12 protein-coding genes are annotated in these 13428 nt (G+C 36.4%); 10 read left to right on the plus strand and 2 right to left on the minus strand.

Annotated elements, in window-relative coordinates:
• The first annotated feature begins 549 nt into the window (after positions 1-549).
• Both GQR60_RS04470 and GQR60_RS04475 read left to right on the plus strand, forming a co-directional pair.
• Positions 550-2979, plus strand: a complete 2430-nt coding sequence (locus GQR60_RS04470; RefSeq protein WP_124991775.1) for an outer membrane beta-barrel family protein — start codon at positions 550-552, stop codon at positions 2977-2979.
• A 143-nt stretch (positions 2980-3122) separates the two neighbouring features.
• The gene (locus GQR60_RS04475) at positions 3123-3902 is read left to right on the plus strand and encodes an EFR1 family ferrodoxin (RefSeq protein WP_124991776.1); all 780 of its coding nucleotides are present in this window, start codon (positions 3123-3125) and stop codon (positions 3900-3902) included.
• Between the two features lie 477 nt (positions 3903-4379).
• Here the strand turns inward: GQR60_RS04475 and GQR60_RS04480 are convergent, their stop codons facing one another.
• Positions 4380-5129, minus strand: coding sequence for a hypothetical protein (locus GQR60_RS04480; protein WP_124991777.1), 750 nt, complete (start codon positions 5127-5129; stop codon positions 4380-4382).
• 318 nt (positions 5130-5447) lie between these two features.
• Positions 5448-6155, minus strand: coding sequence for a hypothetical protein (locus GQR60_RS04485; protein WP_124991778.1), 708 nt, complete (start codon positions 6153-6155; stop codon positions 5448-5450).
• A gap of 326 nt (positions 6156-6481) precedes the next feature.
• On the opposite strand from GQR60_RS04485, the gene aqpZ reads away from it, so the two are divergent.
• The 8 genes from aqpZ to GQR60_RS04525 all read left to right on the plus strand — a co-directional run bounded on the left by aqpZ (position 6482) and on the right by GQR60_RS04525 (position 13264).
• Positions 6482-7168, plus strand: coding sequence for an aquaporin Z (gene aqpZ, locus GQR60_RS04490; protein WP_124991779.1), 687 nt, complete (start codon positions 6482-6484; stop codon positions 7166-7168).
• Positions 7169-7487: 319 nt separating this feature from the next.
• Positions 7488-8072 carry a DUF1287 domain-containing protein gene (locus GQR60_RS04495; RefSeq protein WP_124991780.1) on the plus strand — a complete coding sequence of 195 codons (585 nt, stop codon included), beginning with the start codon at positions 7488-7490 and terminating at the stop codon, positions 8070-8072.
• 223 nt (positions 8073-8295) lie between these two features.
• Positions 8296-8874, plus strand: coding sequence for a TetR/AcrR family transcriptional regulator (locus GQR60_RS04500; protein WP_124991781.1), 579 nt, complete (start codon positions 8296-8298; stop codon positions 8872-8874).
• A 7-nt stretch (positions 8875-8881) separates the two neighbouring features.
• Positions 8882-9544, plus strand: coding sequence for an NAD(P)H-binding protein (locus tag GQR60_RS04505; protein WP_124991782.1), 663 nt, complete (start codon positions 8882-8884; stop codon positions 9542-9544).
• Positions 9545-9614: 70 nt separating this feature from the next.
• On the plus strand, positions 9615-10607 hold the full coding sequence (locus GQR60_RS04510) for an NADP-dependent oxidoreductase (protein WP_124991783.1): 993 nt from the start codon (positions 9615-9617) through the stop codon (positions 10605-10607).
• Between the two features lie 36 nt (positions 10608-10643).
• Positions 10644-11348: a type 1 glutamine amidotransferase domain-containing protein gene (locus GQR60_RS04515; protein WP_124991784.1), complete on the plus strand. Its 705-nt coding sequence runs from the start codon at positions 10644-10646 to the stop codon at positions 11346-11348.
• A gap of 136 nt (positions 11349-11484) precedes the next feature.
• Positions 11485-11727, plus strand: a complete 243-nt coding sequence (locus GQR60_RS04520) for a hypothetical protein (protein ID WP_124991785.1) — start codon at positions 11485-11487, stop codon at positions 11725-11727.
• A gap of 160 nt (positions 11728-11887) precedes the next feature.
• Positions 11888-13264: a DEAD/DEAH box helicase gene (locus tag GQR60_RS04525; protein ID WP_124991786.1), complete on the plus strand. Its 1377-nt coding sequence runs from the start codon at positions 11888-11890 to the stop codon at positions 13262-13264.
• Positions 13265-13428 lie beyond the last annotated feature (164 nt).

Raw genomic sequence — 13428 nt, forward strand, 5'->3', positions numbered from 1 at the left:
AATCTTGATCATTTATCGGTTTAAGAGGGTATAAAAAAACCAATCAATATTTTTAGTGGCTCAGGTCTCAATTACAAATATAAATTGTCAGGTAATTACACATCTTCGCTTTTCTCAAATTGCATCAGGTAGGCTTGTAAGGTGTTGAATAGTTCCAATTGCTCTTCATTCGTTTTTGCAAACAAAACATACAGCATTTGTACCAGATAGCCTTTTGAGAAAATCTATTTACAGTGCCTTGACTTTGTACTTCCCTGTTATTTTTAAAATAGAAGTCACAATCGTACAATGTATGTTCGTTATCGTACATTTTGTTTTAAAATTAAACTAGTCTTCTTGTGTTGATTGTGTGATTGATACGTTTTTCGGCATCATATGTGATAAGGCAAATCCGATATGTGTTAAAATAGAGTTTTATGCCATTTTGCCGGGGGCTTTAACTTAAGCCCAATGTAGTAGTTCAGAACAATTGTAAAAATCTATTTGTAACCATTCAATTTTTATTGTAGTCTAATTAACCACAGAACAAACCAAGTAAATAAACTAATTATGAGAGAAAGAATATTGATAATCATATTAATGATATGCAGTATTTCCAGTTATGCACAAGCTGATATGGGAGTGGAAATTAAGAATGGATCGTTAACTGGTATTATTATAGATGTTAAGACCAAGTTGCCGTTACCATATGTAAATGTGGTGATAAGAGATGCCAATAATAAAATAATTACCGGAGGTATAACAGATGACAAAGGAACGTTCGTTATTAAGAAAATTACCGAAGGGAAAAACACAATTGAGATTCAATACATGGGTTACAAGTCATATGTTAGAAAGTTGGATTTCTCATCTAAAATATCAGCGCATAAATTGGGAACTGTTGAGCTTGAAGAGGATACTGAACTTCTTGGAGAAGTAACGGTAAGAGCAGAGTTGTCCAGCGTAACTCAGAAAGTGGATAGAAAAGTTATAAACGTTGGCAAAGATTTAACTGCTGCAGGAGCCACAGCTTCGGAGGTTTTAAACAATGTGCAATCGGTTAGTGTTGATAGTCAAACGGGAACAGTGAGCTTAAGAGGAAACGAGAATGTGAGAATATTGGTGGATGGAAAGCCTACTAATATTAGTGCAGCTCAATTGCTGCAGCAGATACCTTCTACCTCAATTAAAAGTATTGAGTTGATTACCAATCCTTCAGCAAAATACAACCCTGAAGGGATGAGTGGGATTATAAATATTGTATTGAATAAGAACGCAAATATTGGCTTTAACGGCAATGTAAATTTGGGGGTAACACGAGGAGTAAACACACGTGCTAATGGTTCTCTGGATTTAAATTACAAAACAGGAGCCGTTAATTTCTTTTTAAACTTTGGTGCAAATGGAGGGAAAAGAAATAATTATGGTGAAGTTTTAAGACATTCAGAAAATGGAGATGGTGAAATTATTTTAGCTGATGACATTCTTCAAAAATTTGAATTTAACAGCGAAAATAACTCTCAATTATTAAAAGTAGGAGCCGATATCTATTTGAATAAAAAGAATACACTTTCATTTTATACCACACAAAATTTTAGCGATGGTGTATTTGATGGAACGACAAAGATTTTTAGAGGAACAGATTTGGATTATCATAGTTTGATGAAATCTGAAACAGATAATTCTACAGGTACTTATAATCTTAACTACAAAATAGACTTTGAAAAAGAAGGACACAATCTGGAATTCGAAGCAACTTATAGTGAGAGCGACTCGCCCGAAGATGCTACTTATAAAGAATTGCTTAATCCGATTGATTTGACCTCGAATTACATGGATGGGATTGAAAATGATTACACCAATACGCTTCTAAACCTGGATTACACAAATCCATTGACGGAAAATACAAAGCTGGAATTAGGTGTGGAGTTGAGATTAAATGATACTGAGAATTCAAGAGTAACAAATCAACATGATTTTACTAATAATGAAATAGGCAATTCTGCATTTACATATGACAGAAGTATCTATTCGGGATATCTGAATTTAAATCACAAAATAGATAAGTTCACGATGCAAATGGGTGCGAGACTTGAGCAGTACGAAGTAGATGGAGAGTTTGCTAAAGGAGATGAAAGGGCTAAGTATACTGATAGTCGTTTTACTGTGTATCCTTCTGTATTTTTCACTTTCAATCCGAGTGAAAAAAACCAATTGCAGTTAAGTTATAGCCGCAGGGTTGACAGGCCATCTATCGGGCAAGTGAATCCGATTAGAGAGTGGAGTACACCTTTAATTAGTTCATTTGGAAATCCAGAATTAGATCCTCAGTTCACCAATTCGTTCGAATTCAATTATACTAAAGGATTAAAGAATGGCTCTGCCACAATTGGAGCTTTCTACCGCAGAGTAAATGGTAATATCTCGAGAGTATTAAACAAAGATCCTTTGGATATTGAAAAGGTGGAAATGTCTTATTACAATACGGACAGCAACAATCGTTATGGAATAGAATTGTCAGCAAATTATCAATTCTTTAAATGGTGGTCGATGAATGCAAGTTCCGATTTGTATGTTCAGAAAGAAACCGGTGTTTCGAATGGTGAGAATCTTGAGATTACCAACAGTTCCTTTAATGCCCGGGTGTCCAATAGCTTTACGGCTACTAAAAAATTGAAATTTCAGTTGTTCGCAATGTACCGCGGAGGTGGTGAAGATTTACAATTTAAAGTGGATCCAATGTGGATGATCAATACAGGAGCAAGTTATACGGTGCTGAAAGGAAAAGGAACACTAACCTTTAGAGTAAACGATATTTTTGAAGGAATGAAGTTTAAGTTTGATTCAAAAGTACCTTACAACCAGGAAGGTGAATTTCATTGGGAGAGTAGAACAGCATATCTTGGCTTTTCGTACCGGTTTGGCAGCGGTAAAAACAAAGCCAAAAGAAGAAAGCAAAGAGATAGTCAGGAAACACAAGGTGGTGGTGGATTTATTTAAACCCTTAAATCAATAATACACATTTACTTAAGTTGAAAATCTCCCATTCTATTTTGGATAGGGAGATTTTTTTTTGCTCCGATAAATTTAAATGATAGTAAGACTTCCTACTTTCGGGCAGTAGCACGAACAAAGAATATTCTATGAATTTACCATCAGTTAATTTAATCTACTTTTCTCCAACAGGAACAAGTAGAAAAGTAGTTAAAGCCATTGGGCAGGGATTGGAAGCTAAACAAATAAGCGAGTTTGACATTACACAAACCGATTTTGAGTTTAAGAATTTTGGTAATGAATTGACCATTATTGGTGTGCCTGTTTACAAAGGACGTTTGCCAGTTGATGTAATTTCACGATTGAAAAAATTTAAAGCTAAAAACACACCTGTGGTTTTAGTCGCGGTTTATGGAAACAGAGATTTCGATGATGCTCTGCTTGAGTTAAAAGATGTAAGTACAGAATTAGGTTTTTTACCTGTAGCCGCCACTGCTTTTATCGGAGAGCATTCTTATTCAACAGAAAGTAAACCCATAGCAGAAAATCGTCCCGATGAGGCAGATCTTCTAAAAGCAAAACAATTTGCAGGAGAGATTTTAGATAAATTGGAAAAGAACGATGGTCTGGAGCTAAATATTTCTGGTAATTATCCGTACAAAGAATTGCCAAATGCACCGGTAATGTCACCAAGAACCATTGCTGCGAAATGTACCTTGTGTGGTGTTTGTGCCGATGTTTGTCCGGTTGATGTTATTGAGGTAAACAAAACAGTAATTACAAATGCAGAGGCTTGTATTTGGTGTTGTGCATGTGTTAAAGCCTGCCCGGAGGATGCCCGGATTTTTGATACACCGCTTATCAATCAGATAACAAATAATCTCTTCGAAAACTGTTCGGAACGCAAAGAACCCGTGTTTTTTATCTAAAAAAACTCTGAAAAGAATAGATAAGGATAGCAGATTTGCTGTCCTTTTTTTATTTGTTTGTCCCTCCGGATTAGAATTTTTACCTCTAAAATTTTATTTCGATTACAAATCTGTAGTTGTCCCGGGTTGTTTTCCCTTTTAAGTTACGGATTGCAGAACGATTGCTGATTTTATTACTATATCAGAAGATGGAACAATATAGTTTGCGTAATAAATGGCCTTGTCAGATGAATAAACCAAACTATTTGCTGAAATCCTTATCATTTCAGATGAAAATTCAATACAATCAGATGACAGCTGATCTATTCATTTCATAATCTGAAGTAATCATTTATTCATCTGATGATGTGATTTAATAAAATGAATATATAATATTTCAGCAGAGAAATATAATTAGTAAGCGTTAGCAAATAATTATTAGGCTGGATGTATGAAAATGGAGTAATATCAGACTTTTTTTGTATTGTAAGTATTCATTTAACTCTGAGAGCTGTTGTTTTTCTTGTTGTTATAATACTCAGCATTGCGTTTGCAGTGGTGTTCACTTTGGTAAGCCTTTACGATCCCGGGCTTATCCCGAAAAACAAATTTACCATAGCGTCGGATTTCATCAACCACTTGTTTAAGTAGAGTGAAGGCCTTGTTTCGGATTAGCAGCATCTCGTCGGGAATGTACATTTTGCTGTCTTTTACAGCCAGTAAACTACTTATTCGTTCATATTCTTCGGAGGCCTTGTCGCACAGGCTTAAATCGAAGTTGATGGCTTGCAGTGCTTCAACATTGCTTTTTCCCAGTCGGGCCAATAGAGCCAAATCGAAAATAATACTGGCCAGCGAATTGCCTTTTTTAATATCTCTGATTTTTTTCAGCAGATCTTTATCATTTCTAAAAGCAAACTGCATGTTGTCAATCAGGTGTTTGCGCAGTTTTAGCAGGGCGGGAGTTTCGGCTTTAAAGTTGGTCATTGCCTGTTTCTTTTCACCTGTCAGTTCCACCCAGTTTAGCTGTGCACGGCTCAAAGCCTTGGTGCGGGTATGCAGTTTATCAATTAAACCGACCGGCATATTTACGGCAGAAAGTTTCGACAGATCTTCTGTTGCACGTGTGTGCAGCCGTTCGGCTTCATAGATGTAAATTTCGAATGGCATGTCGCAATGCTTTATGTTTTCATTTGCTATGGCATTGATTTCATCCAGTAGAATTTCTAAATCTGATTGATCTGACATGGTATAATAGAATATGAGGTTTTAGATCTAAAAAAAACAGCTTGAATTTAGCAATAAATTCGAGATTCCTCCAATGTTTATTTGAAAATTATGTTACTTTAAATAACACTGTTGTTCCAGACCAGGCTTAGTTTAGCGTTTTTAATTTGATTTTGAAGAAAATATGGATTGTGAATCTTTAACTCATTACCTGTCAATTGTAAATTTACAGCAATAGCCTATTCTTTATAAGCACAAAGTACTATGCAAATAATTATTTAAGCAAAAAAAAAGATCGTTTGTATAACGATCTTTTCTGCTATTGATGTTTTAATACGATTAAAAATCTTTGAGTATTCGGTTTCTGTGTAATTCTTTTATACTCTCATTATAATCAATTTGTGCAATTCTATTCAATTCCTTTAATATTTCATTATTCTCATCAAGAACCCAATCAATGTATTTTTCATCGTTATCAAACAAAACTCTGACTTTTTTTATCGAATTGGAATTGCTATTGATTATAGTTTCTAATTCTGAATTTACTATTGGGATATTTATTAATACTCTAACATCCTTCTGAGCGATTTTATAATTATGAATGTACTTGCTCTCGATCCAAGCATTATCTGCATAATAGTATAGTTTATGTCTTCTGATATCTTCAACCTTGTTATTGTCTAGTTTCAATAGAACATCAGATATATGCTGATAGGGAAGATCGGAGCCGATTTTATTTTTCAACTGTGAATTTGAAATTTCAAACTCAATTTGTAACGAACATACAGAATTACTATTGATTGCTGACCATGGTTCAGGATTTAAAAAATATTGATGATTCCATTTCTCCTTAGTGATAAGCATTGTACTATTTAAAGGATGAATATGATTCTGGTGGCCACCAATTCCATCAATTGAAACACTTATTTTTTTTGTTGTTAGAACATTATTATTTAGAGTTATTTCTTCGGAATATGAATTTTTACAAAATGAAAATAATAAAAACAGAGTTAGTACTCTTAACAATAAAGTTGAGTAGCAGGTCATAAATCTTGTTTATTTTAAATTAAGCCCACAAAAGTATAATTTATTTGGAATTATTCTAATAATTTAAAAATACTGAAACAGCATGTGGTCAATATTAATCAGATACAATCGATTTCGAAGTTATTTTTTTGTGAAAGAAGTGCCAGTCCAACTTCTATACCTGTAGATTTGTAATTAGGAGCTGGTTCAGTCAATTATTAGAGTCCACTGATAAATTTTTAGCCGTAAAAAAAGAATTTATTATATTTATTGTTTGGTAAGATGAGAAGTATCTGTTTATTATCAAATCTAGTTTATTTTACCTTAAACCTTAAAAATATGAACGCATGAAAAAATTAGTCGCAGAATTTATAGGAACCCTATGGTTGGTTCTGGGTGGATGTGGAAGTGCTGTTTTGGCGGCCGCATATCCCGAATTGGGAATTGGATTTGTTGGTGTGGCAATTGCTTTTGGATTAACTGTGCTTACCATGGTCTATGCAATTGGGCATATTTCTGGTTGTCACCTAAATCCGGCAGTGTCTATTGGTCTTTGGGCTGGCGGACGTTTTGAACTGAAAGATCTGGGGCCTTATATTGTGGCTCAGGTATTGGGAGGAATTGCAGGTGCAGGAATCTTGTATTTGATTGCAAGTGGTAAAGCTGGTTTTGATATGGGAGGTTTTGCTGCGAACGGCTATGGCGAGCACTCGCCCGGTGGATACGGCATGTTGGCAGCTTTGGTGAGCGAAGTGGTAATGACTTTTATGTTTTTACTGATTATTTTAGGAGCAACACACTCAAAAGCACCAGCTGGATTTGCCGGATTGGCAATTGGTCTGGGGTTGACTCTGATTCATTTAATCAGCATACCGGTAACAAATACATCAGTGAATCCGGCGCGAAGTACAAGTCAGGCACTTTTTGTTGGCGATTGGGCTTTGGATCAATTGTGGTTGTTCTGGCTAGCGCCGATTGCAGGTGCAATTTTGGCCGGCTTGGTATACAAGTACATGTCTCCCGAGAAAGATTAATTTTATAAAATAATATTAAACAGCATGTTTCGGTTGTTTTTATCTTCCGGGAGCATGCTGTTTATTTGTGTTCTCTATATTTTCATGAATGATTTGATGAAACGAGCCATGAGAAGACTTTTCTCACAGACGAGGATGACTAGGTTGGCGAGTTCTCCCGAAACAAGTTCGGGACAGGCTATGTGGTAATAAAAAACAAATTTAGACACATGAAACGTCCATGACGAGGATGTTTTGACACACAGTGGGGTGATTATTCCAGCATGGTAATCCCGAAAGCTTTCGGGACCATCTGGCAAAACCTTAAAATTATAAACAGATGAAAAAACTTCTATTCACAGTTTTACTCTTTGTTGTTGGAGGAGTTGGTTTTGCACAAACATTTCCTGAGCAATTAACGGATGCCGCCTTGCAGCTAACCCAGCAAAGAGTTATTTACGATCCCAGCTATTTTTCAATTCCTTACCCAAATGGAGATATTCCTTCGGATAGAGGCGTTTGCACTGATGTTGTGATTCGTGCTTACCGAAAATTGGGAATCGATTTGCAGAAAGAGGTTCATGAGGATATGAAAGTCAATTTTAGTTTGTATCCGGACATTTGGGGGTTGAAACATACCGATACCAATATCGATCACCGAAGAGTACCCAACCTGATGAAATTTTTTGAGCGTAACGGACAGGAGAAACCATTAAGTCAAGATTCCATTGATTATTCTCCCGGCGATATTGTTTGCTGGAATTTAGGCGGTGCAATTACACACATTGGCATCGTAATTAATAAAAAATCCAGAGATGGCAAACGCTTCTTAATAGTGCACAACATTGGCGCTGGTCAGATAATTGAAGATTGTTTATTTGAATTTCCCATTATTGGGCATTACACTTACTCCGATACAAACTAATTGCCTGTTGTTTTCCTTGTTTAGTCTTAGAAGTGGAGATTACAAGCTTCTTTTTTATTCTGTATACTCATTTTCCTGCATAGAATACTTCTGAAATCCTCTGATACCGGTTTTTTTGTATTTCAAATGTTAAAATAAGTGAACGTTCATTCATTTTGTGAATTATTTATTTTATATTTGTTCTATCAAAATCAAAAAAGACTATTAAATCAGAATTTCCAATATGGCAATCAGAGAAAAAAGTAAGGAGAAACGGAATGCTTTGTTAAAAGCTACCTTGAATTTGGTGAACAATAACGGCTTTCATGATGCTCCGATGTCTAAAATAGCCAAGATGGCCAATGTGTCACCGGCAACTATTTACATTTATTTCGAAAACAAACAGGATCTGATCAATCAGCTTTATCTGGAACTGAAAGTATCATATACTAAGCAGGCATTCAAAGATTATTCTGAAAATATGCCCGTAAAAAAAGCCTTTGAATTTATCTGGTACAATATTGCTGACTATAAGTTGAAACAGGTTGAGGAAGCATGGTTTTTATCGCAGTGCGATAACACAATGATGATTGATGAGGACAGCAGGCAGGAAGGTTTAAAACATTTACAGCCATTACTGGATTTATGGGAAAAGGGGCAGAAGGAAGGTATTATTAAAGATGTTTCGCCATACATTCTTTATGCTTATGCCATCAATCCATTGGCCTTTTTAATGAATATGCAAAAACGCGGCCTTTACCAGATAAATCAAGAAAGTTTGGAACAGGCATTTCAGTCGGCCTGGGATAGCATTCGAATATAATACAGTTATGGGAAAGACAGCAATTATATTGGGAGCAAGCGGATTAACAGGGAAGCTTCTGTTGAACCGGCTTTTGGAAGATGAAGCCTATACGAGAGTGAAGATTTTTACCCGCCGAGGTTTAGATTTGGTTCATCCCAAGTTAAAAGAGTTTATTGGAGACCTGCTTAGTTTAGAGGAATTTAAGAAGGATTTCACCGGCGATGAAGTATTTTGCTGCATTGGAACTACTGCCAAGAAAACGAAGGATAAAACCATTTACAGGAAGATTGATTTTGGTATTCCTGCATCAGCGGCAAGTTTGGCTAAGGCAAATGGAATTAAAAGTTTCCTTGTAATTTCAGCTTTGGGAGCAAATGCAGAGAGCAATATCTTCTACAACAAAACAAAAGGAGAAATGGAGCAGGCGGTTTTAAGTCTGGAGATTGCAAATACCTATATTTTAAGACCTTCTCTGATTAATGGGAAAAGAGATGAAGATCGATTGGGTGAAAAAATTGGATCGATTATCATGAAAGTGCTAAGTCCGTTTTTATTGTGGAAATGGAAAAAATACCGGGCGATTGAGGCAGAGACAATTGCAAATGCATTACATGCTTTGGCTCAGGCAAAACCAGATTATAAGATAATTGAATCAGACAAAATACAAGAGATTGGCGCTTATCTGTAGAGTTCATAGGTAAGGCTTTTTTTATCCTCGAAAGAGAATGAACATTCATTAATATAAAAAACAAAATAAGATGCAAACAATACAATTAAAAAGCAGACCGGTAGGCGTACCAAAATTATCCGATTTTAAATTTGTGACTGAAGAACAGCCACAAATTGCAGAAGGAGAGATACTTTTAAAAGCAACACATATTTCTGTTGATCCCTACTTAAGAGGAAGAATGGTGGAAGGTAAATCGTATGTCGAGCCATTCGAGTTGAATAAAGCAATTAGCTCGGGTATGATTGCTGAAGTCGTTGAATCAAAATTGGCAGGCTTCAGCAAAGGTGATTTTGTATCGGGCATGTTGGAATGGAAAGAGGTTCAGGTATCTAAAGGCGAAGGCTTGTTAAAGGTAGATGCAAAGAAAGCTCCATTGTCTTCTTACTTGGGCGTGTTGGGAATGACAGGTTTAACTGCTTATTTCGGATTGTTGGAAATTGGCAGGCCTAAAGCAGGAGAGACTGTTGTAGTTTCGGGAGCTGCAGGTGCTGTGGGGAGCATTGTGGGACAAATTGCAAAACTGAAAGGCTGTCGCGTGATAGGGATTGCCGGCAGCGACGAGAAAGTGGAACAACTGGTTTCGGAATCTGGTTTCGATACTGCAATTAATTACAATACTGCCGGAAACATGAGTCAGGCAATCGCAGAAGCTTGTCCCAACGGAGTAGATGTTTATTTCGATAATGTAGGCGGAGAAATTTCAGATGGCGTGATGATGAATTTGAATCGTTTTGCACGAATTATTGTTTGTGGAGCAATTTCGATGTATAATGCGACCAGCGTTCCAATGGGACCTAGAGTTCAGCCCATACTGATTAAGAATTCGGTACTGATGCAAGGATTTGTAGTATCCAATTATCTGGAGAAATGGGGAGAAGCAATTCCTCAATTGGCAAAATGGCTGCAGGAAGGAAAATTAAAATCTACTGAAACAATTGTTGAAGGATTTGAAAATACGCCGCAGGCTTTTCTTGATCTTTTCGAAGGAAAGAATAAGGGAAAAATGATTGTGAAAATATAATTTTAAGAAAAATAAACAGGTTTAAATTTAATAGATATGACGATTACAACAGGAGCTTTGAAAATATTATTCGTGCTGACTTCTCATTCTCAAATGGGAGATACAGGTCACAAAACAGGATTTTGGGTAGAAGAATTTGCCAATCCTTACTATACATTAGTTGATCAGGGGGTTGATATAACAATTGCAACACCAAAGGGCGGTGCTGCACCAATCGATCCAACTTCTAGCTTGCCTCAAAATGCGACTGAAGATACCAAGCGTTTTAACGAAGATGCGGCAGTTCAGAAAAAAATTAATGAAACCATTGCTTTAGCTGATGTTAATTTTGAAGATTACGATGCGGTATTCTATCCTGGCGGACATGGTCCTCTTTGGGATTTGGCGGAAGATGCAACTTCTGCAAAGTTAATTCAGGATTTTAATGCGGCTAAGAAACCAATTGCCTTTGTTTGCCATGCACCGGCAGCCTTGCGGCATGTGAAAAATGCACAAGGTGAATTCCTGGTGAAAGGCAAAAAAGTGACTGGATTTACCAATGAAGAAGAGGAAGCTGTGCAGTTGACTAAGGTTGTTCCTTTTTTGGTAGAAGACATGTTGAAGGAAAATGGAGGTATTTACAGCAAAGGTGATAATTGGGCTACTTATGCCGTTCAGGATGGTAATTTAATTACCGGTCAGAATCCGGCATCATCAGCACTTGTAGCTGAAATGCTGTTAAAGATGCTTGAAAAGAAGTAAACTGATTTTTTTATCGGTTTTAAATAAATCAAGAGCCATTGAGTGAATTCATTTCATTTGGTGGCTCTTTCTCTTCAAAATAGATTCTTCTGACTACCTTTGCACCATAAACAATAACATCAAACAATTTAAAACCATGGACCAGGACAATTTTGATTCCATCAAGAAAATTAAAAAAGAAAATCAGCAGGCCTACAATCCGTGGTCAAGAAAAGATGATGATGAATTGATCAATCTGTTTTTTGATGGTGTTCCTGTTGGTGAAATGGCTATTAAATTGAAACGCACCAAAGGAGCTATCCGAGCCCGAATCCGAAAAATGGAACTGATACATATTAAGAAAAAGGCTTCTCCTTCATCCAATTCTTCGAAGAAATAATTGATTTAAATAATAGTTTCTGAGTTGTTAGAATAAACAGTTTTCCCAATTTTAATTTAATTGTTATTGTGTAAATATTGTTGATAATCAGCTATTTTGCGATAGTTGCTGTTAATCCAAACTATTAGACTATCTTTGCCGTTCAATTTTAAGTACATTTATGACATTTGACAAATTAGAGATTATAGATCCCATTCTTAAAGCGATTGGGGAAAAAGGTTATACACATCCCACTCCAATTCAGGAAAAATCAATACCCATTTTACTTCGCAAAAGAGATTTATTAGGTTGTGCACAAACAGGAACGGGTAAAACTGCAGCATTTGCAATTCCAATTTTACAGCATATTTACAATGATGCAACACCGGAAAAAGGTCGTCGCAAAATTAAGGCTTTGGTGGTAACTCCAACCCGCGAATTGGCTATTCAGATTAAGGACAGCTTTTCAGAGTATGGAAAGTATACCGGAATTTTGAATACCGTTATTTTTGGAGGAGTGAAACAAGGCGCACAAACACAGGCTTTAAACCGAGGTGTTGATGTGTTGGTTGCCACTCCGGGAAGGTTGCTGGATTTAATACAGCAGGGGTATATTTCATTAAGAGACATTAAGTATTTTGTTTTGGATGAGGCAGACCAGATGCTCGACATGGGGTTCATTCATGACATTCGTCGAATTATTGATCTATTGCCTAAAAGAAGACAATCCTTGTTTTTTTCTGCAACCATGCCGGCAAGCATCGTAAGTTTGGCAGGTAAAATTTTAGGTAATCCTGATAGAGTAACAGTAAAGCCGGAACAGACTACCGCCGAAAAAGTTGGGCAATCGCTTTACTACGTGAGTAAAAAAGCAAAACCAAAATTGCTGATTTTTCTTTTGAAAACTGAAGAAACCGATTCTACCCTGGTGTTTTCGAGAACAAAACATGGTGCCGATAAGGTAGTTAAAGGCTTGCAAAAGGCAGGCATTCCTGCTGAAGCAATTCATGGGAATAAATCTCAAAATGCCCGACAGCTTGCTTTAAGTAATTTTAAAAATGGAAGTACAAAGGTACTTGTTGCAACAGATATTGCAGCCAGAGGTATCGATGTGTCGGAATTGTCTTTGGTTGTAAATTACGATTTACCAAATATTCCTGAAACTTACGTTCATCGCATCGGACGAACAGGTCGTGCAAGTGCAAGCGGCAATGCAATTTCATTCTGTGATACAGAAGAAAAACCATATCTTAAAGATATCCAGAAGTTAATAAGACAAGATATTGACGTGGTTAAGGATCATCCTTTTCTTCCGGGTGGAGTTGAGGATAATGCCGTAGAGGAAGTGAAGTCAGATAGAAGAAGGCAACAGCCCAGGTCATCTAAATCTTCAAAACCATCAAATTCATCCAGATCGTCCGGTTCAAGATCATCGAATTCTTCAAAGTCTTCAAAGTCTTCAGGTGCTTCCAGAACGCCAAATTCTTCGAAACCATCATATTCAGGAAATAAAGAATGGAGGCGTGGCAATTCAGCCTCCAAGAAACGAGCTGAGTAAGAAACCGGAACAGAAGTTAATTCTAAAATATATGCAAAGCCGAAGAGGAAATCCTTTTCGGCTTTTTTAATTCGGTTATTGTTGAAAAACAGTATTGATTATGATCGTTTGTAAACTTTGATAAATCATTTCTTATCCTTAATATTATGCTGACTTAATTAATC

It is taken from the genome of Labilibaculum euxinicum (assembly GCF_009795715.1).
GTDB classification, from domain to species: Bacteria; Bacteroidota; Bacteroidia; order Bacteroidales; family Marinifilaceae; genus Labilibaculum; species Labilibaculum euxinus.